This window comes from Virgibacillus ihumii, from assembly GCF_902726655.1.
GTDB lineage: Bacteria > Bacillota > Bacilli > Bacillales > Amphibacillaceae > Lentibacillus > Lentibacillus ihumii.
The window spans coordinates 2,060,158-2,085,316 of sequence record NZ_CACVAN010000001.1 but is presented as its reverse complement, the minus strand read 5'-3'; the positions used below and the strand labels follow the sequence as shown (position 1 = coordinate 2,085,316).

Annotated in this window: 22 protein-coding genes and 1 pseudogene; 17 read left to right on the top strand and 6 right to left on the bottom strand. The window is 37.5% G+C overall.

Annotation, left to right across the window (positions count from 1 at the left end; all coding sequences use genetic code 11):
- Positions 1-139: 139 nt before the first annotated feature.
- The 3 genes from HUX68_RS10110 to HUX68_RS10100 all read left to right on the top strand — a co-directional run bounded on the left by HUX68_RS10110 (position 140) and on the right by HUX68_RS10100 (position 4,265).
- Positions 140-1,336: an iron-containing alcohol dehydrogenase gene (locus HUX68_RS10110; RefSeq protein ID WP_174614711.1), complete on the top strand. Its 1,197-nt coding sequence runs from the start codon at positions 140-142 to the stop codon at positions 1,334-1,336.
- A gap of 27 nt (positions 1,337-1,363) precedes the next feature.
- Positions 1,364-2,716, top strand: coding sequence for a GntP family permease (locus HUX68_RS10105; protein WP_174614710.1), 1,353 nt, complete (start codon positions 1,364-1,366; stop codon positions 2,714-2,716).
- A gap of 88 nt (positions 2,717-2,804) precedes the next feature.
- Positions 2,805-4,265 (top strand): CoA-acylating methylmalonate-semialdehyde dehydrogenase, encoded by a 1,461-nt coding sequence (locus tag HUX68_RS10100; protein ID WP_174614709.1) that lies wholly within the window; start codon positions 2,805-2,807, stop codon positions 4,263-4,265.
- Positions 4,266-4,518: 253 nt separating this feature from the next.
- Here the strand turns inward: HUX68_RS10100 and HUX68_RS10095 are convergent, their stop codons facing one another.
- Positions 4,519-4,962 carry a DUF2663 family protein gene (locus HUX68_RS10095; protein ID WP_174614708.1) on the bottom strand — a complete coding sequence of 148 codons (444 nt, stop codon included), beginning with the start codon at positions 4,960-4,962 and terminating at the stop codon, positions 4,519-4,521.
- A gap of 338 nt (positions 4,963-5,300) precedes the next feature.
- Here HUX68_RS10095 and HUX68_RS10090 point away from each other — a divergent pair, with 338 nt between their 5' ends.
- Positions 5,301-6,740, top strand: a complete 1,440-nt coding sequence (locus HUX68_RS10090) for a sodium:solute symporter family protein (protein WP_174614707.1) — start codon at positions 5,301-5,303, stop codon at positions 6,738-6,740.
- A 136-nt stretch (positions 6,741-6,876) separates the two neighbouring features.
- Here the strand turns inward: HUX68_RS10090 and HUX68_RS10085 are convergent.
- Positions 6,877-8,537: pseudogene (locus HUX68_RS10085) on the bottom strand (amidohydrolase).
- Between the two features lie 400 nt (positions 8,538-8,937).
- On the opposite strand from HUX68_RS10085, the gene HUX68_RS10080 reads away from it, so the two are divergent.
- The 6 genes from HUX68_RS10080 to HUX68_RS10055 all read left to right on the top strand — a co-directional run bounded on the left by HUX68_RS10080 (position 8,938) and on the right by HUX68_RS10055 (position 13,943).
- Entirely contained in the window at positions 8,938-9,603 is a 666-nt protein-coding gene (locus tag HUX68_RS10080; RefSeq protein ID WP_174614706.1) for a GntR family transcriptional regulator, read from the top strand.
- A gap of 53 nt (positions 9,604-9,656) precedes the next feature.
- Positions 9,657-10,328 carry a DUF2848 family protein gene (locus tag HUX68_RS10075; protein WP_174614705.1) on the top strand — a complete coding sequence of 224 codons (672 nt, stop codon included), beginning with the start codon at positions 9,657-9,659 and terminating at the stop codon, positions 10,326-10,328.
- 19 nt (positions 10,329-10,347) lie between these two features.
- On the top strand, positions 10,348-11,136 hold the full coding sequence (locus tag HUX68_RS10070; protein ID WP_174614704.1) for a carbon-nitrogen family hydrolase: 789 nt from the start codon (positions 10,348-10,350) through the stop codon (positions 11,134-11,136).
- A 14-nt stretch (positions 11,137-11,150) separates the two neighbouring features.
- On the top strand, positions 11,151-12,140 hold the full coding sequence (locus HUX68_RS10065) for a TRAP transporter substrate-binding protein (protein ID WP_174614703.1): 990 nt from the start codon (positions 11,151-11,153) through the stop codon (positions 12,138-12,140).
- 76 nt (positions 12,141-12,216) lie between these two features.
- Positions 12,217-12,678: a TRAP transporter small permease gene (locus tag HUX68_RS10060; RefSeq protein ID WP_174614702.1), complete on the top strand. Its 462-nt coding sequence runs from the start codon at positions 12,217-12,219 to the stop codon at positions 12,676-12,678.
- The gene (locus HUX68_RS10055; RefSeq protein ID WP_174614701.1) at positions 12,666-13,943 is read left to right on the top strand and encodes a TRAP transporter large permease; all 1,278 of its coding nucleotides are present in this window, start codon (positions 12,666-12,668) and stop codon (positions 13,941-13,943) included. The genes HUX68_RS10060 and HUX68_RS10055 overlap by 13 nt, the downstream gene beginning before the upstream one ends.
- Positions 13,944-14,157: 214 nt before the next feature.
- Here the strand turns inward: HUX68_RS10055 and HUX68_RS10050 are convergent, their stop codons facing one another.
- The 3 genes from HUX68_RS10050 to HUX68_RS10040 form a co-directional block, all read right to left on the bottom strand.
- The gene (locus tag HUX68_RS10050; RefSeq protein WP_174614700.1) at positions 14,158-14,478 is read right to left on the bottom strand and encodes a DUF4387 domain-containing protein; all 321 of its coding nucleotides are present in this window, start codon (positions 14,476-14,478) and stop codon (positions 14,158-14,160) included.
- Between the two features lie 21 nt (positions 14,479-14,499).
- On the bottom strand, positions 14,500-15,879 hold the full coding sequence (locus HUX68_RS10045; protein ID WP_174614699.1) for an acyclic terpene utilization AtuA family protein: 1,380 nt from the start codon (positions 15,877-15,879) through the stop codon (positions 14,500-14,502).
- Between the two features lie 151 nt (positions 15,880-16,030).
- The gene (locus HUX68_RS10040; protein ID WP_174614698.1) at positions 16,031-16,780 is read right to left on the bottom strand and encodes a GntR family transcriptional regulator; all 750 of its coding nucleotides are present in this window, start codon (positions 16,778-16,780) and stop codon (positions 16,031-16,033) included.
- Positions 16,781-16,993: 213 nt separating this feature from the next.
- On the opposite strand from HUX68_RS10040, the gene HUX68_RS10035 reads away from it, so the two are divergent.
- From HUX68_RS10035 to HUX68_RS10020, 4 genes are all read left to right on the top strand, one after another.
- Positions 16,994-18,361 carry a TRAP transporter large permease subunit gene (locus HUX68_RS10035; RefSeq protein ID WP_174614697.1) on the top strand — a complete coding sequence of 456 codons (1,368 nt, stop codon included), beginning with the start codon at positions 16,994-16,996 and terminating at the stop codon, positions 18,359-18,361.
- A gap of 13 nt (positions 18,362-18,374) precedes the next feature.
- Positions 18,375-18,674, top strand: a complete 300-nt coding sequence (locus HUX68_RS10030) for a hypothetical protein (RefSeq protein ID WP_174614696.1) — start codon at positions 18,375-18,377, stop codon at positions 18,672-18,674.
- Between the two features lie 15 nt (positions 18,675-18,689).
- Positions 18,690-19,457 carry a gamma-glutamyl-gamma-aminobutyrate hydrolase family protein gene (locus HUX68_RS10025; RefSeq protein ID WP_174614695.1) on the top strand — a complete coding sequence of 256 codons (768 nt, stop codon included), beginning with the start codon at positions 18,690-18,692 and terminating at the stop codon, positions 19,455-19,457.
- A 348-nt stretch (positions 19,458-19,805) separates the two neighbouring features.
- On the top strand, positions 19,806-20,393 hold the full coding sequence (locus HUX68_RS10020) for a hypothetical protein (protein WP_174614694.1): 588 nt from the start codon (positions 19,806-19,808) through the stop codon (positions 20,391-20,393).
- Between the two features lie 133 nt (positions 20,394-20,526).
- On the opposite strand, the gene HUX68_RS10015 is transcribed toward HUX68_RS10020, so the two are convergent.
- The gene (locus tag HUX68_RS10015; RefSeq protein ID WP_174614693.1) at positions 20,527-21,114 is read right to left on the bottom strand and encodes a helix-turn-helix domain-containing protein; all 588 of its coding nucleotides are present in this window, start codon (positions 21,112-21,114) and stop codon (positions 20,527-20,529) included.
- Between the two features lie 206 nt (positions 21,115-21,320).
- Here HUX68_RS10015 and HUX68_RS10010 point away from each other — a divergent pair, with 206 nt between their 5' ends.
- The 3 genes from HUX68_RS10010 (at position 21,321) to HUX68_RS10005 (ending at position 25,106) form a co-directional block, all read left to right on the top strand.
- Complete coding sequence (locus HUX68_RS10010; RefSeq protein ID WP_174614692.1) at positions 21,321-23,312, top strand: oxidoreductase; 1,992 nt, start codon at positions 21,321-21,323, stop codon at positions 23,310-23,312.
- A complete protein-coding gene (locus HUX68_RS19435) occupies positions 23,305-23,436 on the top strand; it encodes a hypothetical protein (RefSeq protein WP_281355723.1) in 132 nt (43 codons plus the stop codon). Before HUX68_RS10010 ends, HUX68_RS19435 begins: the two co-directional genes overlap by 8 nt.
- A 77-nt stretch (positions 23,437-23,513) precedes the next feature.
- The gene (locus HUX68_RS10005; RefSeq protein ID WP_174614691.1) at positions 23,514-25,106 is read left to right on the top strand and encodes a sodium:solute symporter family protein; all 1,593 of its coding nucleotides are present in this window, start codon (positions 23,514-23,516) and stop codon (positions 25,104-25,106) included.
- Positions 25,107-25,159 lie beyond the last annotated feature (53 nt).

Here is a 25,159-nt window from a genome sequence, read left to right as displayed (position 1 = left end):
TGTAGACATATCCCTACATTATGAGCAAAAAGTGTAGGGGTATGTCTACATTTTATTTTCAAAATTTACTGTATAGAGGGAATTCAGTAATTGGCATGTTTTTTGCTGTATATAAGTGAATAAGAATGGGGGAATTTGAATGGAAAAATATGCGGCTTTTCGATCACCGCAAACAATTAATTATGGTCGGGATGCATTTAAAGAGGTAGGGAAAGAAGCAGCTTCTAGAGGGAAAAAAGCATTAATTATTAGCGATAAGGTGATGGGTAGTCTCGGTTATATTAGTGAATGTCGAGATATCCTATCACAAGAAGGTGTCGACAGCGTTGTCTATTCAGGAGTTGCATCAGAGCCAACCGATGTTTTTGTTGATGAAGCATTAACATTGTTTAAAAAGGAAAATTGCAAAATTATCATTTCACTGGGCGGAGGAAGCTGTATTGATACAGCAAAGTCAATAGCTGTTGTGGCAACAAATGGCGGTTACGTGGGAGATTATATGGGGCTAAGAAAAATAGCAACAGTAAATCCAATTCCACATATTGCAATACCTACTACCGCGGGAACTGGTTCAGAAGCTACTGATGCAACAGTTATTGCTAATACAACAACTGATGTCAAAATGATGATTAAGCAGCCTGCATTTTTACCGGAAGTTGCAATTGTTGATCCAATACTGACTGTTTCATCTCCAAAACATGTGACAGCAGCAACCGGTGTGGATGCTTTAAGTCATGCGATAGAAGCTTATCTTTCTAAACATTCACATCCGATGACAGATACAATGGCGCTTTCAGCAATGAACTTGATTGTTAATAATCTTCCGAATGCATATGAGGATGGAGAAGATATCGACGCCAGGGAAAATATGTCTCTAGGAGCTTTACAAGCAGGTTTAGCTTTTTCAAATTCATCTGTATGTCTTGTGCATGGAATGTCACGTCCAATTGGAGCACTGTTTCACGTACCACATGGGTATTCTAATGCAATGTTGTTACCAGCAGTATTAGAATTTAGTAAGGAATCCGCTACTGAACGTTTGGCAGATTTAGGAAGAATTTTTGAACCTGAGGCAGAAAACTATTCAAATAAGAAGGCTGCTGATATTGCTGTATCTTCCGTAAAAAGGCTTTGTTTAAATTTAAATATTCCTAATTTAAGTGGATGGGGTATTGATAAACAAGAATTTGAAAGCGTTGTCAGTAAAATGGCAACAGATGCCTTGGCTAGTGGTAGTCCGCAGAATAATCCAAAGGTTCCGGTACAGCATGAAATCGAAGAACTATACAAAGTTTGCTATGTGTATGAGTTTTCTTCAGAAGATAAAGTAAAATGATTAATAGGGGGAGAGGGGAATAAGTCCATGAGTTTAGTTGGAATAATTGGGTTGATAGCATCACTGGCGTTGCTGATTTATCTAACGTTGAAGGGAATCAATATTATTATTGCCGCCATATTAAGTTCTATTTTATTGGCAGTGACAGGTGGGTTAAACCTCCAAAACGCTATGATGGGAAGTTACATGGACGGTTTTACAGATTATTTCGCTTCATGGTTTTTGGTTTTCTTGCTCGGAGCAATTTTTGGAAAGGTTATGCAAGAAACAAAATCAGCTGAAAGTATTGCACAATGGATTAAAAATACGTTAGGAGCTAAAAGGGCTGTGTTCGCTGTTGTAGCCGCAGCAGCAATCATGACCTATGGAGGGGTAAGCTTATTTGTGGTTGGTTTTGCGGTTTATCCAATAGCAGTTTCGTTGTTCCGGGCCGCAAATTTACCACACCGGTTTATTCCAGGTGCTTTAGTATTTGGTTCAATCTCATTCACCATGACTGCACCGGGATCACCAGAGATACAGAATATAATACCAACTAAATTTTTTGATACAGACCCAACCGCTGGCGGATTAATTGGTGTTATCTGTGCACTCGTTATTATGATCGTCGGTGCAATATGGATAGGAAAAATGGTGAAAAAGGCAGTTGATAATGGTGAGGAATTTTCACTCCCTTATAAGCCATCTTCATCGGGTGAAAATGAGTCGGCAGCAGCACTTACAGCTCAAAAAGAAGATGAAGATCAACAACCTAAGAAAAATATACCAAATATTATCGTCTCGGTTATCCCACTAATTTTCGTAATAGCATTGTTAAACATTTTATCGCAATTTCTTAATCCGACAGCTGCGTTATTAGTGGCACTAACAATTGGTATTACCCTAGCATGTACGATGATGATCAGATTTCTGAAAGCCTTTTGGGAATCGCTTGCATCAGGTGCCCACGATGCTTTGGTTGCACTTGCAAATACCTGTGCCGTCGTTGGCTTTGGTAGTGTGGCTGCTCAGGTTCCCATATTTGATAATTTAGTACAAGGACTCGTAAATATACCTGGGCCACCTCTACTTGGATTAGCTATTGGAGTTACTCTTATTTGCGGAATTACAGGGTCAGCTTCCGGTGGATTGGGTATCGCATTACCTGTTTTAGCTCCAATATATATGGCACAGGGATTGGATACAGGTGCAATGCATCGTGTTTCAGCGTTAGCATCCGGTGGTATGGATTCATTACCACATAACGGTTATGTTGTTACAACTATTCGAGTTATTTGTGGTGAGACACATAAGAGAGCCTATAAACCTATCTTCTTCTTAAGTGTAGTTTTACCGTTAGCAGTCGTATTCTTAGCTGTTTTCTTATACTCAATTTTTTAGTCTACTGATGGAATAGATTAAATTTAAAGAATTTAGTAATATGGTGTAAATCGAAAATTAAAAATGCAAAATATATGGAGGTTTTAAAATGACTCAAACAAAAGCAAAAACGTTAAAAAATTATGTTGGTGGAATTTGGATCGAATCTGGATCGGACAAGAATGAAACTGTGTACAACCCAGCAACAGGAGAAGTAATTGCAAATGTGCCAATCTCTTCACAGGAAGATGTGGATCATGCCGTGAGTGTTGCTAAAGAAACATTCCAATCCTGGAAGGAAGTTCCTGTTCAAAAACGTTCCCGCATTTTGTTTAAATATCAACAATTGCTTGTTGAACATTGGGATGAGCTTGCGGAACTAATTACAAAGGAAAATGGTAAGCCTTTAAAAGAGGCAAAAGGTGAAGTGCTACGTGGTATTGAAAATGTTGAATACGCTGCAGGTGCACCATCTTTGATGATGGGTGACCAATTACCCTCAATCGCATCTGGTCTAGAGTCAGGTTCATATCGTTATCCAATCGGGGTAATTGGAGGTATTACCCCCTTTAATTTCCCAATGATGGTACCTTGTTGGATGTTCCCGATGGCTATTGCAACAGGAAATACATTTGTGTTGAAACCTTCAGAACGCACGCCGATACTAGCAAATCGTTTAGCTGAGCTGCTTGAAGAGGCAGGACTTCCTAATGGTGTTTTCAACATTGTTCATGGCGCCCATGATGTTGTAAATGGTTTGCTTGATCACAAGGATGTAGCAGCTATTTCGTTTGTTGGATCTCAGCCTGTAGCAGAGCATGTTTACAAACGTGGTACAGATAATCTTAAGCGTGTTCAAGCGCTCGCCGGTGCTAAAAATCATACAATTGTATTAAAAGATGCTGAACTTGATAATGCATCAACTCAAATTCTCAATGCTGCATTTGGGTCGGCAGGAGAACGGTGTATGGCTGCATCTGTGGTGGCAGTTGAAGACTCAATTGCAGATGAATTTATCGATCAGCTTGTTCAAAAAGCAAATGAAGCAAAAATCGGTAACGGTTTAGATGAGGGTGTATTCCTTGGTCCAGTTATTCGTGAACAACATAAAGAACGCACCTTGAAATATATTGAAACTGGTGAAAAAGAAGGAGCAAAACTTGTCAGGGATGGCCGTGAGGATGTGGCTGCACAACGTGAAGGCTATTTTGTTGGGGCAACTATTTTCGATAATGTCACAACTGAAATGAAAATTTGGCAGGATGAAATATTCGCACCAGTTCTATCCATTGTACGTGTGAAAGGACTAGATGAAGCGATTGGAGTAACAAATAAATCACCATTCGCAAATGGTTCTTGTATTTTTACTAGGGATGGTGGAAATGTTCGTCAGTTCCGCGAAAAGATTGATGCTGGCATGTTAGGTGTAAATATAGGCGTACCAGCACCTATGGCATTTTTCCCATTCTCTGGATGGAAAGATTCTTTTTATGGTGATCTTCATGCGAACGGTAAAGATGGTGTGGAATTTTATACACGTAAGAAGGTTATTACAACGCGTTGGGTGTGATAACTAACGGAATTAAGCATGGGGACGGTTCTTTTATTTCCTTAAGAACCGTCCCCATTTGTCCATTGACACATTTGCACCATATGCTGATACTTTGCAGGATGAATATTGGCAGCTTCTATTAGAAGATATGAAGCAAGAGCTCCGTCCCCGCGCTTCACAATTAATGAGAATAATTGGATTGTAAACCAAGTGTAATGCATGCAGCTGGATAGATATAAAACATAATCGATTACAAATTCAGATTGAATCCTTAATTGCTCTTATACCTCACATTAATTCCATCCTCTCCCAACTCGTCTGATATTTCATCACGAATCCCAGAGTATTCATTTATGTACCATGTGTTTTTTAAATAATCAATGACTTCAAGGCGCAGATTTTCCAATTGTTTTTTCTTCTTGTCAATGAGTGAATGATAATGGAGGTGTTTCGAATAATAGTATCCTGGAATTATTAGCAATACAAGATGATACACATTAGTGAGAAGAGCAGTTACAGCATAGAGTATATTTTCTTCTGATTGAGCCCAAATAAAAAGGGAGGCATAGGCAACCAGCATGGCTGAGGATATCATTGCAATTTTGAAACTCGTGTTTTGAGCTATTTTAAATTCTTTTATATCATTTTTTATGGAAATCAGTTCGTTCAATATTATTATAGTATCATTGGATACATGGTCTCTCCATGTGGACATGTTTATCACCTCTGTTAATTGTATGCATTTATTTTCAAAATTAGGTGCATAGTTTTGAGTTGGAAAATAATGCTGAGTGATTATTCAGTTAATTTATAGGATATATCAATATAATATATTTAATATTATGATAATAGTAAAGTAACAGAATTATTGAAAAGTAATGCTTGTCAGGTTAGTATAAGTAAAAGGAAATGCAGGTATTAAACATAATACTTCGGGGGTGAGAGTATATAAACAAAAATGATTGGCTGCTTAATTGAGGACATGCAGGATCTTACTACATTTGTAGGCCTCATAAATGGATGTAGCACCAGACAATATAGAGGAGTGATAAAATGAATTGGTGGTTATTATGGATAATTGTTTTTTTAGTTGTAATATTCACCGTTAGTATCATTTATTCTCGAAAAATTAAAACTGCCGATGATTATGTGATGGCTGATTTTAGTCTCGGTTTTTTTCCAATTTGCGGTTCTGTTATTGCAACGGTAACAGGCTCTGCAGCACTTATTGGTGGAGCAGGTAAAGGATTCGAGTTGGGGATTGCTTATTTTATTACTATAATAAGCTTCGTATCTTTTACTGTAGTAGCCGTCACCATTCTCGGTCCTACGATACGGAAATTAAAACTATATACGGTTCCTGAATTATTTGTACGCCGCTTTGGGAAGGCATCGGCTCTTATTCCGGCTTTAATTATCGCATTTTTGTACATGACCCCAACTTTCGGCATGCAATTAGTTGGAATGAGTTCAATTCTATCCGCAATTATAAATATTCCGGTTGTATGGGGGATTCTCATTGGCTTTTTTATTGCGGTTGCCTTTACTCTTTTAGGTGGAATGCCCAGTGTTGCTTGGACGGACGCCATACAAACCGTAGTCATACTTGCAGGAGTTGTTTTGGTCTTTGTTTTAGGTTTAAATTATGCTGGCGGAGTTGAGCAGGTAGTAAAAAATACACCAGATGATTTGTTGAATTTCTTCAGTATTGGCGGAAAAGAACTATTGAACTGGTTTCTAGTTTTTGGGCCATTTTATGTTGTATGGCAAACCACCTGGCAGCGAGTAACTGCAGCAAAGTCAGTTAAAACAGGCGTATGGTCTGTAAATATAGGATTTATTATTTCCGGTTTGATTGGTCTACTGGCTATATTTATTGGAATTATGGCCCTTCAAATTTTACCTTCAAATACTGATCCCGATTTAGTTTACATTGATTTTATGATGAATGTTTTCCATCCTTCAATTGGTGGCTTGTTTTTAGTTTCTCTTCTGGCAGCACTTCTTACGGGTGCAACTTCATTTTTGCTAAGTGGTGCCATTAACATTTCAAAGGATATTTATCAAGGCTGGATTAACCCAGATGCAACAGATTTGCAAGTATTGAAAGCAGCTCGTTTATCGGTAGCGGCTATGGCAATTTTAGGATTGCTTGTTGCTCTGTTCATTACCGATATTATTAAAATATATCAAATTGCGCTGTCCTTTACCGCGGTAACTCTGGTATTCCCAGTTCTGGCTGCTATGTTTTGGAAAGGAGCAACCAAAAAAGGAGTTATTACAAGTATATTTGGCAGTATGATAGTTTCGTTTCTCTGGTACTTACTAGGAAAGCCTTTTGGTATCCATGAAATTTTACCCGGGCTTATCACTTCTTTTGTATTACTGATAGGGGTGAGTATTTTTACCAATCATTCACAAGATGAGGAAGTTATATCTTATTATCATGCTTTAAAACAGGATTCAATAGAAGTGGACCAGAAAGAGGCATAAATGGAAGTTTGCTCTATAAATAAAAGGAGGACTTTAATTCGCTGGAATAAAACCTTTGTGAGTATAATAAATTTTATAACAAATCAAAAGACTATCCAATAGTAGGTGAAATTACTAAGGATAGTCTTTTTACGGCTTAACTGGTTATTAACGTTTCCTGTCCATACACGGGCTTTCCACTTATAAACGTAGACTTAATAGAAATATCTTTAATCTCCATTGGATCAACCAATGTAGGGTCTGCTTCCAGAATAGTGAAGTCTGCTGCTTTTCCCACTTCGATACTTCCCAAATTTTTCTCATCGAAAATCAATTTTGCACCGTAAATCGTCATCGACTTAAGGGCTGTTTCAACATCAATTTTTTGATCGGCTCCCAGGATATTACCCTCTCTCGTTATTCGGTTGACAGCGGCCCAGACTGAAAATAGTGGTGATATTGGAGTTATTGGGCAATCAGAGTGAAGGGTGAACAGTAAGTTTTGCTCAACTGCCTCAGCAAGCGGATTAAGTCGTTTTGCCCTCTTCGGACCCAGAAAAATCCGTTCATGCCTATCTCCCCAATAATAAACATGGTTAATGAAAAAAGATCCTGCAACACCCAATTCTCCCATTCTGGCTATATCCCCAGGTGTTGCCGTCTGAACATGCTCAATCCTGTGCTGGTGGTTTTTTCTTGGGTTTTTCCTTATAGCATTGGAATATGCGTCCAGAATAGAACCGATTGCACGATCACCATTTCCGTGAGTGGTTATACGAAAACCACGTTGATGCAAATTCATAATCTCTTCTTGGAACAGTTCTTCGTCATGAATTAGATCACCATAAATATCCGGGTTTTGATAATAAGGTTCTCTTAGTGCTCCGGTAAGCCCCTGGATAGAACCATCCTGAAACATTTTAGCACTGTCCAGTCTGGCTTTTCCATTCGATCGCTCCTGTAATTCATCATTAAGCTGGCTTGGGGAATAATTGCCGAATTTTTCCCCTTGTCGTAGATACTGATGCATTATCATTAATTGTGTCCGCATAGGGTTTACATTACCTGCTGATGCTTTTAAATGAATATCCATTTCCTGTAATCCATTTAACAATCCCACCGCTGCTTCGGTGTTTGTCGTAATCCCGTGTGATAGATATTCATTTGCTGCTTTTCCTAATGCTTGAATCATCTCCTCAGATGTTTGCTTTGGCAATAGGTCAAGGATAGTTTGCATAGCTGCGGGTTCGTACATAACCCCATTGAGCTTACCACGATCATCCCGGCCATAATGCCCACCTTTAGGGTCGGACACGCGATGGTCTAATCCCGCATATTCCAAAGCCAAAGAATTGACTGCTGCCAAATGACCGGAGATATGTCTAATCATGACAGGATTGTTGGGAGAAACTTCATCCAAATCCCATCGTGTCACGTGTCGCTGTTCATATAAAAGCGTATCGTCATAGCCATTCCAACGACCCACTTTCCGTCATCTGTATTCTTTGCTTTTAAACCTATAGCCTCTTTAATGTCTGCAATCGTTTTGTGTGGTGGAGAACTGCAGTCAACCTGACTCTGATTTTGTGAATACATGAGGATATGGTTGTGTGTGTCAATAAATCCGGGCAGTAATGTATTTCCTTGGAGATTAATAACTTCAGTTTGATCGGTAATATTAACCCCATTAATCGAGGGCTCTGGCTCTGGCCAAATACCGACAATTCTCCCACCGGAGACAGAAACAGAACCGGCTCTTCTATTGTTGTTATCTAAAGTCAATACATTGGCATTAGTAAATAGAAGATCAATATTCATTTGAAAACTCCTTTTATTGGTTTTAATGAGTAATTACGGTTGTTTTTTACATATAGAGCTCTCCATGTGAAATAAGCGTAAATAAATCCTTGATTGAAGTCAATATTTTTTGAATAATTTTATAATCAAAAAAATGGATAAAGTTTATTGGGAATATCAATAAGCATATCCTAATTGATAAAGGATATTGGTAGATTTGAATAAATCACTTTGAATCTAGTACATGATTAAACGCATGGTTGTCTGCGCTGTAATCAGCCAACACCCAATAATTCGGAGGTTTTTGGGTTGAGAAAAACATGCCTTCTTGATTTGTTCTACTCAACTTTTACTTGACGTTAGATCGTGTGTGCAGTATTATGTGTAATGTATACAGTGTACATAGAGGAGGTGCCCTTGGTTGAAATTAAATATTCAGTCTATTAATAAAAGAGAGACAACAAGAGAAATAGTATATAAGGAATTGAAAACAGCGATTTTGGATGGAGAAATTGAAAAGGACGAGGTATTTACCGAAACACAACTTTCGAATTTATTTAATACATCTAGAACACCTATAAGAGAAGCTATTTCAGATTTGTTAAATGACGGACTTATTATTTCCATTCCAAGAAAAGGCTTGCAAGTTAGAAAAATTGATGAAGATGAAAAAGAGCAAATTTTTTTCCTTAGATTATTTATTGAGCAGGAAGGTATAAAGAAATTGTCTTCCATCATTACAAAAGATCAAGTAAATTACTTACAAAAGATAGTTGAAAAGCAAAAACAGGCTATGGTTGAAAATAACAAGATTGAGTTTATAGATATGGATCAGGAATTTCATATTGGTATCCTTCAATTTGCTAATCAACATTTATTTAAACAAATCCTGCAAGATTTATACAATTTAACAAGGTTAATCGGTCTTAAGGCACTGGTTAAAAAGGGCAGGATGGAGGAGGTTGTATCTGAACACAATGAAATTTTAATTGCCATGGAAGAGGACAATCCTAGCATGGCCTGTGAGTTAATTATTGAACATTTAAATATTACGAAACAATCGTTAAATATAGTGGAGAATGAGTAATTAAAAAAAGTATAATTTGCAAACGCTTGCAATGCAGAAATGAGGTAGCAAAAATGTCGACAATTTATAAAATGCACTTGAATCAGAAGACTACGGATTTAGCTATTAACTCCTGTTTTTGTGTAGGTTATTCCGGCAGAGATAAACAACAAGCATTAAAGCATGTTGAGGAGTTGGCAGAGTTAGGTGTTCCGAAACCACAGGAAATTCCAGCCTTATTCCCGTTACGAAATAGCAGCGTCACCCATGATTCAATGATAGAGGTCATCGGAGGAGAGTCAACCGGTGAGGCAGAAATAGTATTCATATTCGGTGACTCCGTTGATGAGGTTTATGTGACCGTAGGAAGTGATCACACGGATCGATCATTGGAGACTGTGGATATAAATAAATCAAAACAAGTTTGCGACAAACCGTTTGCTAAAAGAGCTTGGCTATTGGACGATCTATTGAATCATTGGGATGAACTAGAGTTGGCATCATATATTCTTGTCAATCAACAATGGGAGCCATACCAGAGGGAATCAGTGCAAAAAATCTTGCATCCTACAGATGTTATTGAATTTCTAAAGAAGAAACAAATACCTTTAAAACATTCGATTGTTTTTGCAGGAACCGTTCCTTTGCTTAACGGGTTTAAACAGGGTAGTAAGTTTTTAATGAAATTGATTGATCCGGTTAAAAATGATGAAATTAGTACGGAATACGAGATTAAAAATCTATAGTCTAAGAGGGTGTAAAAAGATGAAATATCTGATTTATCAGATGGATGTTATTCCGGGGGATCCGGAAGCTAATCGGAATAAGGTCAAAAATTGGGTTGAAGAAGTTGTAAAAATAGAAAAACCCGATACTGTAGTACTACCGGAAATGTGGACTACAGCCTATACACTTCCGGAATTGCATGAACTGGCTGATGTAGAAGGAGAGCCTACAAAGTCTTTTTTGGAAAGAATTGCAAACGATTACAATATTAATATAATTGCTGGATCTATTGCTAATAAAGTAGAGGGTAAAGTTTATAATTCGGCTTTTGTCGTTAACCGTTCCGGTGAAACTATTTATCAATACGATAAAATTCATCTTGTTCCAATGTTAGACGAACATTCATATTTGAACGGTGGTGAAGAAAGCGTCAAAGTATTTGAGTTAGACGGAATCAAAATGGGAGTCATTATATGTTACGATTTACGTTTTCCTGAATTGGCTCGGTCATTAGCGTTACAAGGTGCGGAGGTTTTGCATGTTGTTGCTGAATGGCCGACTCCACGAAAAAATCATTGGGAAAAATTGCAGATTGCAAGAGCTATTGAAAACCAAATGTATGTGATCTCCAGTAACAGAGTAGGTAGATATATAGGGGTTGGTTTTTGTGGGACTTCCATGACTGTGGATCCAGGGGGGGAGGTGTTGTTAAAGGGTTCAGAAAATGAAGAAAACCATTACAGTGTCAAAGTTGATTTAGATAGTGTTAATAAGTTTAGAGAAGAAGTTCCAGTATTTAGAAGTCGCGTTCCGAATCTTTACAAATAATGGAGGTAAAGCATATGAAAAAAATAATGACGCTATTTATTGTTGGTCTGCTGATAATTGTTGCCGGTTGTTCAGGTGATAGTGCAGATGGATCGGGAGGCGTTACTCTGAAGCTTGCGCATACCGGTTCGGATACTCACCAATACCAAATTGCTTCTGAGAAGTTTAAAGAATTGGTAGAGGAAAAATCAAATGGACAGGTGACTATTGAAATTCATGGTAATGCAACATTGGGAAGTGAAGGCGAAGCTGTTCAACAGGTGATGGACGGAACACTTGATATGACTACGGTGGCTGCGGGCAGTGCATTCGCAAATACCGTTCCAAGTTTTAAAGTGTTTGGTATTCCTTATCTTTTTAAAGATCGTGAACACGTTTACAGTGTTTTAGACGGAAAAATAGGGGATGATTTGCTATCGAAAGTTGATGAACATGGAATGAAAGGATTAGGTTGGTGGGAAGTTGGTTTTCGCCATTTAACCAATAGTAGAGGGCCTATTAAGAAACCTGAAGATGTAGATGGATTGAAAATACGCGTTCAACCTACTGCAGTTTGGGAAGAACACATGAAAGCGTTAGGGGCTACTCCAACACCAATTGCTTTTAATGAATTATACTCAGCGCTTGATCAAGGAGTGGTAGATGGACAGGAAAATCCATTGGCAACTATTAATTCTATGAAATTTTATGAAGTACAGGAATATGTTGCGCTTACTGCTCATGCTTATACTCCCGCTGTCGTTGTGATGGGTAATAACGCTTGGAAGAAGTTAAATGAGGATCAACAAAAAGCTGTTCAAAGTGCTGTTAATGAAACTAGGGATTATATAAGACAAACGTTGAAAGAAAAGGATGAGAAAATTATAAATAAATTAAAAGAGAAAGGGGTTACAGTAACTAGACCGGATCGACAGGCATTCAGGGAAGCAACAAAAAATGTTAAAGAAGCCGTTTCTGAGCAAGTTCCCAGTGAATTGATTAAGAGGATAAAAAACCAAGAGTAATTTCATTGTCCTCATTCCAGAGGGATTTCCCTCTGGAACTATCATTTCTATAATAATTACGAGGGAGGGTGAAATTTTGCAGAAACTTGATGCCCTTATTGAAAAATTACTGGAGATTATTATTGTCTTTTGTTTGTCAATTACTGTAATTATTACCTTTTTACAAGTTTTACTTCGGTATGTATTTGATATTTCGTTCGGATGGTCCCAAGAGGTTTTAATGATTAGTTTTATTTTTAGTGTTTTCTTTGGTGCGGCGCTAGCTGTAAAAAATAATGAACATTTACAAGTTGATATTTTAGATAATGCACCAAAAAAGGTAAAGAACGTGCTAAAGGTTTTAGAAATGATTGTAGTAGGAGTAATGATTGTTGTCTTTATCATTTACGGATGGAGGCTTGTGCAAAATAATTTTAATGCGGGAACAATTATAGGTGTTTTACCAATTAAGGTGGCTTTTGTGAATATGATATTACCCATTAGTGGCATATTCATGTTGTACTTTTATTTGAAACAGGTGATTAAATGGCGGCGCTGATTCTTCTATTATTTATTTTAATCTTAATTAGAGTTCCTATTGCATTTGCACTGGGATTTGTTTCTTTGCTGGGTATTTTCTTAACAGATCCATCATTGCTTGTTAATATTCCGCGAAATGTTATAAGTGGTGTTGATAACTTTACGCTAGTTGCAGTACCGTTATTTATCCTTGCGGGCGAAGTGATGACAAAGGGTGGAATATCAGAAAGACTGATAAAATTTTCTCAAACTGTTGTCGGTCACATGTCCGGCGGTTTAGCAATGGTTGTCGTATTGACTAGTATGTTTTTTTCGGCATTAACGGGGTCAGCGATTGCAACCGCAGCAGCTATAGGTGGCATGATGATTCCAGCCATGAACAAAGAGGGGTATGATACCCGTTTTTCTGCAAGCCTTGTTGCCACTTCCGGTACAATAGGTCCCATTATTCCTCCGAGTATTATCATGATTTTGTACGGAGTAATTGCAAGTGTTTCGATAGGAGACCTGTTCATAGCAGGGATTATTCCCGGGATTTTGATGGGTTTTAGTTTAATGATATATAGTTACTATATTGGTAAGAAAGAGAACTATAAGGCAAGAGAGAAAAGGGCATCTATTAAAGAAGTGCTTAAAGGAGTAAAGGATGCTGTATTGGCTTTAATTATGCCATTAATTATCATCGGCGGTATAATGTCAGGCATATTTACAGCCACAGAATCCGGTGTGATTGCCGTTGTTTACGCAATCATTATTGGAATGTTTGTCTATCGAGAACTGAAAATTAAAGATTTAGTCCCAATTTTATTAAGTACAGCAAAAACCACGGCAACTATTTTATTTTTAATTGGGAATGCTTCGTTGTTTATTTGGTTCCTGTCCTATAATGCAATTCCAAGACAACTGGTGGAAATGATGGGAGGAGTAGCGGAGAGCCCAATGTTACTTTTACTTATCATTATTATCATCTTGTTGATAGTTGGAACATTTATAGACACAATCAGTGCGTTAACGATACTCACACCGCTATTTTTACCATTAATAACACAGGCTGGTATCGATCCAGTTCATTTTGGAATCGTTTTGGCAGTAGGCTTAACTATAGGACAAGCTACACCTCCTTTAGGTGTTTGCCTGTTCGTTACCTCTTCAATAGCTAAAATTAAAGTGCCCGAAATGTTTAAATACTTGTTCCCACAGATTTTAATTTTAGTTTTGGTGTTACTGATAGTCACTTATATGCCAGGATTAGTAATGTTTCCATTAAATTTTCTTGGTGGATAAATATTGGTTAAACTTTTCAATATTAGCTTTTGTAACTTAGTGTGTGAACTACTCCCTTGGTGGTAGTTATATAATAGGCCGTTTCATGTATCGGCATGGCGGTCTATTATTATGTTATGATTTTCTGGAGTATAGATAAATATGCTAATCAGAATACCAAAAGCACCTACTTGATAAAAGAGCAGGTGCTTTGGTAAAAGAAATTGTATTTAATTTAAACCGGAACTTCCACGTCCAACAATGGAGCATACTGCTGACTGCCAAAAATATCCCCATCACCAGGACTTCCACTTGGTCGTTTTCGTCGAATTGTAAACTTAATGGCGTTTGCTGGGTCAAATTGAACAAAATCAGTTATTTTTTCAAGTGGGATATCGTAAAGTTTTGCAATCGTTTCCTTTGTTAATACATTACTCTTACAAACAAGGTCATAATTGCTTTTCTTGTTGAAAATGATATCGAATGTAATTTTATCTGTTCCTGCATTTTTTGAACGAATTGTTTTTGCAAGTTCATTTAACGTTTTCTTTGCCATAAATTTCACCATCCTTCTTAGTTATACGGAAACAGTATGATTGACTTCATCTATATGAATGTTGAAAAGTTCTAGTGGATCTTCAACCGGAACTGCGTTATTTATTGTCCATTCATATGTTGGTCCTGCGTAAATAACATCATCTATTAAATAGGCAGCTGTACCTGCAGTCCCTTTTACCTCAGGAAGGCGGGCATAAAATATTTGTCTTGTAGCAAAAAGTGTTAATTCTTCTGCTGTAACTTTTGATTCAGCAACCCCTTCAACTACAATTCCTAGTTCATGAGACTTGATTTCTTTTACAGGTTCAAGGTCACCCATTACACCATCTTTACCAAAAATACGGAAATTCAGATGATACTCTTCTCCCGCAAATTCCTTTTCAACTTGTTCATTAGCAAATTTTATTACGTCATCAATATTTTCAATTGTATAAGGATCACGGACTCCTGCAATACCGATAAATTTTTCGCCAACCTTTCCTGATCCCTCAATTTTTACCTTTACTTTTCCCTCTACGGGTACATATTTCATTCCGGTAATTTGTGTTGTTTTTTCATCGTATTGTTTATACTCGCAATTTTTCATATCGAGCATGCCACCTGCAAAATATTCATAATACGGGTTGGCGCGTTCGTACATTGCGTGTCCGGCAACTGACGCAATGGTGCAACTCTGTCCAGGGTGCATAGCTGTAACTTTCACATCATCGTGGGTAATTGTCCCAATCACACTTTCCTTTGCTCCAAATGGTTCGGCGCAGAAGGAAGCACATTCTAAAACTTTTCCTAAATAATATGCATTCGATTCTGGGAACCCTTCGCGGATTGCCGGTGCTGCAAAAATGGCACAATCACTGGATCTTCCACCAATAATTACATCGGCACCCATATCAAGTGCTTCAACGAAAGGGTGAATTCCCGCAACAGCAACAGCTTGGTCTGTTTTTTCGAGTGTTTCCATTTGAAGGTTTTCTCGTTCGTCTAATCCTTCAATGGTGATTTCATTATTCAGTTTGTCTTTTAAATAGCTTTTCTCAACTTCTGAATAAAAGTAGGCTAATTTAAAAGGGGGAAGATTGTGTTCTTTGGCAAGGTCTCTAATCATTTGTACGTACATATCAACACGGCTGTTTGCACCTGTATCTCCCGCTGAACCAATTAACATAGGGACCCCTTGTTCTCTAGCTGCCAATAGCATTAGCTCTAAATCGTGTTTTTGCCATTTATACATACTTACTGACCTGTCGGATCCAAGAGCAGAAGCGCCGATGTCATCGCTCCCTGAATCACAGCAATAATAATCCGGTTTGGTTTCTTTAGCAATTTTAAAGCTATCTTCTTTTGTCGGTGCAAACCCTAAATGTCCATTAGGGGATACAATACGGATTTGTTCCTTCATTTGTACCTTCTCCTTTTCAAGCAATTTACATGACGTGTTATAACCAGTTAATCTAAGGGTAAGATAATGAGCTAGTATTGTCAATATGATATTTATAAAAATTCAAAATATTTAAGAGGGCAATGTTCGCTTAAAAGCTGCTGATGTTTATTTACTCCATGGGACGTGTCAGATAAAAATTGAACTTATCTCCTCTGTAGTACGCGACACGATATTCAATTGGTTGCTCAGATGCATAGATTACAGAAGTGGTTTTAAAAATGGCAGTTGTTTCCTCCAATTTTAATAGTTTTGTTAATCTCTCATCTGATAAAATTGACTCAAAAGTTTGCTCTGTATGTGTAGGCAGTATGATATCATTTTCTCTGTATAAATCAAAAATTGAAAATGGTTTCCTCCTTTTTATTGCCTTTTCCGCTGATAAGATCATTTCTTTGCCAATCTCAAGCGGAAAATAACAATCATAGAATACAAGGGGACTTTCGTCTCCAAACCCCATTAATTGAAGGTTGATAATTTGACTTAATACATCAATATCCAGGGTTTTGGACAGTTGAATATCCGTCTCCATTTTTTCCGATTTAATAATTTCTGTTTTTCCTATAATCCCTTGCCGTGACAGTGTAGATTGAAAGCCGCTTACTTTACTAAGTTCTTGCTTAATTGTGGGACCAGTCACAAATGTTCCTTTACCATGTTTTCGACTTAAAAATCCTTCATTTACTGTTAAGTCGATTGCTTGACGCACTGTTATTCTGCTGACATTGTATGTTTCACATAGCTCCCGTTCTGAAGGAATTAATTCTTGTGGTTTTAGTTCTCCGGATTTAATTTGTTGGACAAGTACATTTTTTAACTGTTCGTAAAGGGGCATTGAACTTTTTCTATTTAATTTTTCCACTACAAAAATCACCTACCAGGTTTTTTAAAGTCATAATACATTATAACAACAGTTCATATTGAATCATAGCATTCTCAATTACAACTGGATCAGTCGTTTTCAAAAGAGGTTGACAATTCAAAAATTGATTGATACAATAACTTAAACATGACATGATATAACCAGTTGTAAGTTTTTAGCTTGAAATGAAAACGTTTTCCTGGAGGTGTGTACATGGGAATTCCTATTCCTATTCTTTATTTGGTTAGTTTGATAGTGTTTATTGCTGTTCTATTTATTGTATTTAAAAGACCAATGTATGAAATTATGATTTCAGCATTTTTTTTCACCATCCTTATAACAGGACAGTTTGAATTATTCTGGTCTTCCTTGATATACCCATCAACAAGTAGCTTATTTTATGCTATTTTTGCGTTTATGGTTGTCGCTGTCCTGTTTGATGCTACGAAAGTTGTTGAAAAAATTATCAATTTAATGCTGTCTATCGTTGGTCGATTCCGTGGAGGTGCTGGTTATGTTTCACTTCTTGGAAGTACATTCATGGCATCCCTATCAGGAACGGGACCCGGGAATGTAGCCGCGACCGGCGTTTTTACAATTCCAACAATGAAAAAGGCAGGTTATCCTAACAGACTTGCTGCGACTACTGAAATGTCAGCTAGTATGTTGGGTAACATCATTCCTCCGTCAGGAATAGTTTTTCTGACATATGGAATTCTCGAAGAAATCAACCCTGGTTCTATTTCACTAAGCAGTTGGGTCATAGCAGCGTACGGAATTGGAATTTGGTTCTTTATTCAAAGATGGGTCACTCTATGGGGGTTATGCAAGTTTTATAAAGTAAAGCCAATTGCCAAGGCTGATATGCCTGAGTTTAAAAAAAGCATGAAGGTTGGCTGGCCATCACTCGTCCTACCGGCCTTAATTTTTATTCCGTTGTTTGTCGATGCCCAAATGAAGGATGCTATCATCGGAAGGATTGGTCAAGATGGTGCTGAGGCTTTTTCCTCTTCTGTTTTGATGTTTACGCCAGGACTAGCAGCAGCATATGCAGTGGGAATTGGGAGAAAGGCGATATTTTCATCTAATAATCGATTTAATCAACTGATGAATGTTTTTAAGGATTCTCTCCCAAAAGTAGTTCCTATTGCAGTAACCATTTACATGGCGTATGCCACGGCAACTATATTCAGTGCTATGGAAATGAATGAGTTGATTAAGGATTGGTTTGTTTCCATAGGAATGAGTGTACCCATTATGATTATTGTTCTGCCACTCTTTTTCATGGTATTGGGAATGGTTCTTCCGGGTTCTGCTCAAATCGCCATTCTTGGTGGGGCTGTAATTACCGCATTTGGTGCACTGGGTGGGGATGCAACTTTGTTCGCACTCATGTTACCTGCTATGACAGGAGCACTCGAAGGAATGACTCCTCCTCTTGCACTTGGATTATTTGTAGCTATGGGTATAGCAGGGTCAGGTTTTAAGGAGACGTCTAAACTCACCATTATATGGGTCGTCCTTCATGTGGTTCTTTGTATGATATTGTTAACAGGGATTCTACCTATACTTGGTTTATAAAGGGGGTTATCAAATGAAACTTTTAAAAAACTTATATGGATGGACAGCATTTTTGACAATGTTTCTAGGAATGATTGTCACTGTCTTATTTGTACTATCCTTCCTTATTGGTGGAGAATCAGGGGAGGCAATAGCGGTGTTCGCGGGAAAGACTATGACATGGGGAATTCGCCTGGCAGCGATTGCGATCTTTATCGGGCTAATCTACACTTACATCAAACGTGAACACACTCTTACCATTAAGTCGGAATCTAAAGAGTCTGCTCAAAAGGAAATTGATCATGCCCATCATGATAGAAAAACTGCCTATTAGTTGGAGTGTTGTTTAATGAAACCCTTAATCGGAATCACTGCTCATATTGACAATGGAGATCCTAATGATTTATATCCGGGACACCCCTTAATTTACACGGATCATCAATATGTAAAAGCGCTTGAAAATCATGAAATGATGGTTGTCATCATCCCCGTAATAAAGAATCAAAGTGAAATACCATACTACTTGGATTTTCTAGACGGGATTGTGTTAACGGGTGGAGGATATTTGGATCTAGATATTCCTATCGAACATACCTCTACATTACGGGGAACTGGGGATGAGCGATTTAGCTTTGAGAGTGCTTTGCTGGATAGTGCATTACGGCTAAATATGCCTATACTTGGTATTTGCCGGGGTATGCAAATGATCAATGAAGTCTTAGGAGGTACCCTTAAAACATTAACGAGTGATGATCATCACCAGGAGATTAGAGGTATTGCCGGTTCTATTCCAACCCACGATATAATCATTACACCCGATAGTAAATTGGGTCAGATGTTAGAAAAAAATGAAATAAGTGTTAATTCCTTTCATAGACAAGTGATTGATATACCCGGGAAGGGGATCCAGGTGGTCGGTTGGTCCCAATCTGATGGTCTTATTGAAGCAATAGAGAGTCACCATCATTCATGGGTGCTTGGAATGCAATTTCATCCCGAACAACTTTTGGAAGGTGGTAATCATTGGGGAAAATTATTTAAATCTTTACGAGAAGCTGCAGTAACTTATCAACAAAGTAAAAATTTGAGTAGTTCGGGTACTATTCAGGAAGGTTGAGCTTGGGGGAGGATTTATTTAAAAGAAAATCAAAAACCTTAAAAGGAATGCATTTGGCTAGCATTAGATAGAGGGACTGATTCAGTAAGCTACAATATATGTGGCTTTTGGATCAGTTTTTTTCTTGCTTCAGCTCATAATCTAAACCATAGTATGGATTCTTACTACCTAATAAGCGATCTTGGAACATTAAAAATACACTTCTATAGGGAGTTTGTAAGGATGGAATTTTATCTAGTATTCTGTTGTGCCAGCAGTCCTCCTTATATTTTTCTAATAATTTTCCGTGAAAAGGAATGGGACAATCTCACACGACAATAGACATGGATAAAAAGGAGGGGCTTGGGAATGGCAAACAGAGAATATAGGTTACTGGATAAATCAGGGGATATAGATCTTGAAGATCAGAAGGCTATGGAAGATGCAAAATGTTTTTTTAACAAATATAAAGGTACAGATGTAGAAGCTTTTCATTTTGGTGATTTAATAATCTTGCCAAAAGGAGCACCAGGCATAGATGCTTCTTCCAAAATTTCGATTCAGAAAGTAAACAGGATCAAAATTGATTATATTAGTCATTTAAATAATAAGGAATTAGAGGAAGCATTGGTGGACCTTAAGAAGGGTCATAATCTTAACCAGGGTCAGTTGAAAAATATTACAATGGAAATAAATCGCCTACGTAGGGATCTGAAAAAAGGAGAGGAAAATATTGAACAACTAAAGAAGTTGATGAAAGAAGTTACAATACAAAAAGTGGACGAAAAACAAATTAAAGACTACCTTGCCAAAATCAAGCGCTACTGCAAGCAATTGGAGGACAATCTTTTTTTGGATAACCCTGAACTACTTAATAAAGAAATTAAGGGTGAGGTTTTGAATAGATTAGATGTACTGGAAAGCTTTATAGAAGATTTTAGGAAACAGTATGTATAAAATTTTTGGATTTACTGAAAGGCATATGAACTATGACCTGCTGTATTTGTTAGCCGCCCAGAATTGACTGGGCGGCAATAATTTACTAGGGAGCAAGCCAATAACGATTTTTCTTGGAAAAAATTTATGTATATTAAAAACTTGGTGGTGTCATTACCCACAAGGCTTTTAGTTCCTCAACTCCAGGATTATTCCAACTATGTGATAATCGACTTGAAAATTTGATGGTATCCCCTTCATAAAGATGAAAAGACTCTCTTTCAATTGTAACTTCCAATTCCCCGGATAAAACAATGATGCATTCTTCTTCACTTTCATGACTGTACGGTTCCCCGCTTTTTCCACCAGGTTCTATTGTAGAATAAATGACTTGTAATTTTCCATCTAAATTGGTAAGTAAAAAATCTTGGGTTAACGCCGGTTTAGGAAAAGAAAGTTGACGGCGGTTATTTTTACGTACAATGCTAACATTATCTGTTTCGAATATTTGTGAATCTCCGTTCTCAAATAAAGAGGCTATTGGAATATCTAATACTTGAGCAATCTTCTGCATTGATGCAATTGATGATTTCGTTTTACCTCGCTCGAATTGACTAATGAAGCTGGAGGTAAGTCCCGTCTGGCTAGCAATATAATTTAAAGTTATATTTTTTGATAAACGAATAGAACGTAATTTTTCTCCAACCGTTTTGGAGTAATTCGTATCCTTTTGATTTGTCATTTTAACACCTCTCAACAGGTTGTGTCCCTATTATAGTAATAGATTTATGAAAATAATTAAAGAAAATAAAAATCCATTTTTTCATCCTATTTAAATTTTAAAAAAATTCTGCACTGAATATTGAAACAATAGAAGGAGTTTTGTTAATATATTAACATATACTTAATTAACTAATACTTAATTTTGATATCTAGGAGGTTTTATTTATGACGAAGTATCCTAACCTGTTTTCTGAACTAAAAATTGCTAACACAATGATTAAAAACCGTATTATGACAAGCGGTCACCAAACAACTTTGGTAGAGGAACACTTGCCAACTGATGATTTTATTGCGTATCATACCGAAAGGGCAAAAGGAGGAGTCGGGTTAATTGTTATGGAGGCTCATGGTGTTCATCACACCGGGCTCAATACTCCTTTTGCAATTGATGCGAGTAACCCTAAAATTATCGACATCCATAGGAAAACTGCAGCAAATGTACATCAATATGGTGGAAAGCTATTTGCCCAGTTAATTCATCATGGACGGGAAGCATATGTAAGTGATGAAAATGCTGATGTAGTAGCTCCATCAGCAATTCCTACTGAACGGTTTCATATTATTCCAAGAGAATTGGAAGAGGATGAAATACAGGAAATAATTGACGGATTTGTAAGCAGTGCACTTAATCTAAAAGAAGCAGGGCTTGATGGTGTGGAATTTGTAGGTTCACATACGTATTTGTTCGAACAATTTTGGAGTCCAGCGGTAAATAAACGTACTGACCATTGGGGTGGATCGTTTGAAAACCGAATGCGATTTACAAAAGAAGTGATCCAACGTGTTCGGGATGTAGTGGGAGAAGATTTTGTATTGGGGATGAGGATGTCACTGCATTCGAAGGATGATGTCGGTACTTCAGGGGAGGAATCACTAAAGATAATCCGTTATCTTCATGAACTGGGTGAATTGAATTATTGGAGTCTGGTAATAGGATCCTCTGCAACATACAAAGGAAGTTCTTATATTGTACCTCCAGCTGGGGAATCCGCTTCTCAACTTTTTGAAGGGGTCAAACAAGTAAGAGATATTATTGGAAAACGACCATTAATTCTCACTTCACGAATTTATAAACCGGAAATTGCCGAAAGGATGCTTCAGGATAACAATGCGGATGTAGTTGGAATGACCCGTGCATTAATTGCCGATCCTCATTTGCCGTCAAAAATATCAGCGGGTAACGAGGATCAAATTATACCATGTATTGCCTGTAACCAAGGCTGTATTGGGCGATACCAGGAACATCTTCCAATTCGCTGTACGATTAATCCAGCAACTGGGCGGGAAAAACATTTTGCTGATGTTCCACAAGCTAAACGAATACAAAACTTTTCTGTAATTGGTGGCGGCCCTTCAGGAATTATGTCAGCGCTTACATTGGCAAGGAAAGGTCATCAAGTAACGCTATTTGAAGAAAGCGAGCAATTAGGAGGGCAGTTAAATGTTATAAGAGGGGGGCTAAATAGGGAGCAAGTTGGAAACTGGCAAACCTACCTTATTAATGAATTAAAACGGTTAAATGTAAAAATTGAGACAGGTAAACGCGTTACCGTAGAGGAGGTTAATCAGCAACAGCCTGTTGGAATTATTATTGCCACTGGTTCCAAATCTTTGATACCCGAAGAATTTAGAAAAACCGGCATTACTGCTTATTCGTCGTGGGATGTTCTAAATAAGGGGAGGATTAAAGAAGAGAATATTCTTGTTGTCGATTGGAAAGGAGATTGGCCCGGAATTGAGGCGGCTGAGTTATTGGCATCGCGAAATAAAAATGTTGAAATTGTTTCACGTAGTTACGCTATTGCTGAGGCAGTGCAACAGTACAAACGAAACAAGTTTTTGGAACGATTGGACAATCTAGGTGTCAAGCAAACACCAAACTTTAAGTTAGCTGGGGTGAAAAAGGATAAAGTGATTTTGGAGCATTTATTTAGTGGTCGAAAAGAAGAGCGCGAACCATCGGCTATTGTATTTGCTGTTGGACAGGATGCTTCTGATTCATTGATAGTGTTTCGAAAGTTTAAAAAACATTTCAACAATGTATATCGGATTGGAGATGCAAAGTTCCCGCGTACATTAGATGAAGCAGTTTGGGAAGGTTTTCATGCAGCTCTTAAAATTTCTGAAGAGAAGGAGGAATCAAAAATTTATGGGTGAATTATTCTTCACACTTTTTTATGGAAGCGGTTTAATTTTTATTGGATTATTTGCTAAATTTATGGTCAATAAAATGGACAGTGAATCCAAAACCTCTCGTGAGAAAAAAAATGTTGCAAAGTAGGGGGGAGATCAATGTCTTTAGATGTTGAACAACAGCGACGATCAACACTTCTAAATAAAGTGAAGGGAGATGAATAAATGGTATATGTAATAGGAATCGTTGTAGCACTATTGTTTTTTATAGCAATTGGAGTATTTTTGTCGAAAAAGGTTTCGAATGTAGAAGATTATTATGTATCGGGGAGAAATGCTCCTACCTTGTTGATTACTGGATCATTGGTTGCGTCGTTCCTAAGTTCTGTAACCTTTATGGGTGAGGCAGGTTTTTCCTATTCTGGTTATCCAATTATACAGCTCATTCTTGTTGTTTTTAATGCAAGTGGATATGTTTTGGGAGCTTTTTTCTTTGGAAGATACTTGCGCCGTAGCCGAGCCTTAACTGTTCCAGAATATTTTGGTAAGCGTTTTGACTCACAAAAAATTCGCAAGGTAGCTGGTATAACAACAATTTTCGGCGTTTCTGCATACCTTGTTGCAGTAACACAGGGGGGAGCGTTACTATTCTCTTCTGTTTCCGGGATTTCCTACGGTGTTTCTGTAGCTATAATATGGATAGCTTACACTTCATTTACATTTTTATCCGGCGCAAAAGGTGTTTTGGTGAATGATACAATTATGTTTATAATTTTCTTACTGGCTACTGTAGTTGGGGTGCCCTTTATTCTTCATGCAACAGGTGGTTGGCCGGATGCAATTATAAATACTGCATCACTGCAGACACATCCTGGAATTTTGAGCTGGCATGGTTTGAATGGATCAGAATCCTTTTTTAATAGTCCTGTTGAAGCACTTATGTGGGCAGTTATATTAGGTCTAGTTTGGGGTACTGTGGTTGCTGTAAGCCCATGGCAAACGAGCCGGTATTTAATGGCAAAAAGCGAGCATGTTGTAATTCGGTCAGGTGTCATTGCTACTATCGCTATATTTGTGATTTATCTATTCCTTCACATGGGAATGGCCACTGTGAATTTAGTAAATCCCAATATAAATCCGGTGGAGAACGTATTCATTTGGTCCGCTAAAAATCTTATGCCAACATGGTTTGGAGTTATTGCCCTTGTTGGAATTATGGCTGCAATTCTATCTTCTTGTTCAACATTTTTACAACTAATAGGAAACAGTGTAGCCCATGATATTTTTATTAACAAGGAGAATGAAAGTAAAGTTGTTTTAAGGTTTAGCAGAAATACAATGTTGATTTCCAGTATTGTTATCATGATGATTACACTATGGCAACCCCCTGCTGTAATGTGGATTGGCTATTTTGCTGCAACTTTATTTGCCGCCTCTTGGGGACCCGTGGCTTTTGCGAGTGTTTATTCAAAGACAGTCACCAAAAACGCAGCATTTTGGAGCATCATTGCTGGGTTCGTTGCCGTTGTGGGTGCAGAATTATATGAAATGCTAGTAACGGACTTACCAATTTACTTACATCCTGTAATTATTGGGGTAGTACTGTCAATTTTGACTCTAACTTTAATTTCAAAAACAGAAGGGGTTACACAAATAGAAAAAGAGTTTCGGTTAAAAATATTAGAAGCCCCTGCAACTTTAAAAGATCCAAAGGAAATTAAAATAACCAAAAGGTTTCCAAATGCTTTAATTATAAGCGGTGTATTTCTAATAGTACTCACGTTTGTCTTTTACTATGTTCCATTACATCTTTTATAGGAAAGCATTAAAAAGTTTTGAATAATGGGGCTGACCGAAAGAATTGTTCTTGA

What these genes read in the sequence shown, in the direction of transcription:
- HUX68_RS10110 (WP_174614711.1), top strand. Translation starts at nt 140, where the DNA reads ATGGAAAAATATGCGGCTTTTCGATCACCGCAAACAATTAATTATGGT.
- HUX68_RS10105 (WP_174614710.1), top strand. Translation starts at nt 1,364, where the DNA reads ATGAGTTTAGTTGGAATAATTGGGTTGATAGCATCACTGGCGTTGCTG.
- HUX68_RS10100 (WP_174614709.1), top strand. Translation starts at nt 2,805, where the DNA reads ATGACTCAAACAAAAGCAAAAACGTTAAAAAATTATGTTGGTGGAATT.
- HUX68_RS10095 (WP_174614708.1), bottom strand. Translation starts at nt 4,962, where the DNA reads ATGTCCACATGGAGAGACCATGTATCCAATGATACTATAATAATATTG.
- HUX68_RS10090 (WP_174614707.1), top strand. Translation starts at nt 5,301, where the DNA reads ATGAATTGGTGGTTATTATGGATAATTGTTTTTTTAGTTGTAATATTC.
- HUX68_RS10075 (WP_174614705.1), top strand. Translation starts at nt 9,657, where the DNA reads ATGTCGACAATTTATAAAATGCACTTGAATCAGAAGACTACGGATTTA.
- HUX68_RS10070 (WP_174614704.1), top strand. Translation starts at nt 10,348, where the DNA reads ATGAAATATCTGATTTATCAGATGGATGTTATTCCGGGGGATCCGGAA.
- HUX68_RS10065 (WP_174614703.1), top strand. Translation starts at nt 11,151, where the DNA reads ATGAAAAAAATAATGACGCTATTTATTGTTGGTCTGCTGATAATTGTT.
- HUX68_RS10055 (WP_174614701.1), top strand. Translation starts at nt 12,666, where the DNA reads ATGGCGGCGCTGATTCTTCTATTATTTATTTTAATCTTAATTAGAGTT.
- HUX68_RS10050 (WP_174614700.1), bottom strand. Translation starts at nt 14,478, where the DNA reads ATGGCAAAGAAAACGTTAAATGAACTTGCAAAAACAATTCGTTCAAAA.
- HUX68_RS10045 (WP_174614699.1), bottom strand. Translation starts at nt 15,879, where the DNA reads ATGAAGGAACAAATCCGTATTGTATCCCCTAATGGACATTTAGGGTTT.
- HUX68_RS10035 (WP_174614697.1), top strand. Translation starts at nt 16,994, where the DNA reads ATGGGAATTCCTATTCCTATTCTTTATTTGGTTAGTTTGATAGTGTTT.
- HUX68_RS10030 (WP_174614696.1), top strand. Translation starts at nt 18,375, where the DNA reads ATGAAACTTTTAAAAAACTTATATGGATGGACAGCATTTTTGACAATG.
- HUX68_RS10025 (WP_174614695.1), top strand. Translation starts at nt 18,690, where the DNA reads ATGAAACCCTTAATCGGAATCACTGCTCATATTGACAATGGAGATCCT.
- HUX68_RS10020 (WP_174614694.1), top strand. Translation starts at nt 19,806, where the DNA reads ATGGCAAACAGAGAATATAGGTTACTGGATAAATCAGGGGATATAGAT.
- HUX68_RS10015 (WP_174614693.1), bottom strand. Translation starts at nt 21,114, where the DNA reads ATGACAAATCAAAAGGATACGAATTACTCCAAAACGGTTGGAGAAAAA.
- HUX68_RS10010 (WP_174614692.1), top strand. Translation starts at nt 21,321, where the DNA reads ATGACGAAGTATCCTAACCTGTTTTCTGAACTAAAAATTGCTAACACA.
- HUX68_RS19435 (WP_281355723.1), top strand. Translation starts at nt 23,305, where the DNA reads ATGGGTGAATTATTCTTCACACTTTTTTATGGAAGCGGTTTAATTTTT.
- HUX68_RS10005 (WP_174614691.1), top strand. Translation starts at nt 23,514, where the DNA reads ATGGTATATGTAATAGGAATCGTTGTAGCACTATTGTTTTTTATAGCA.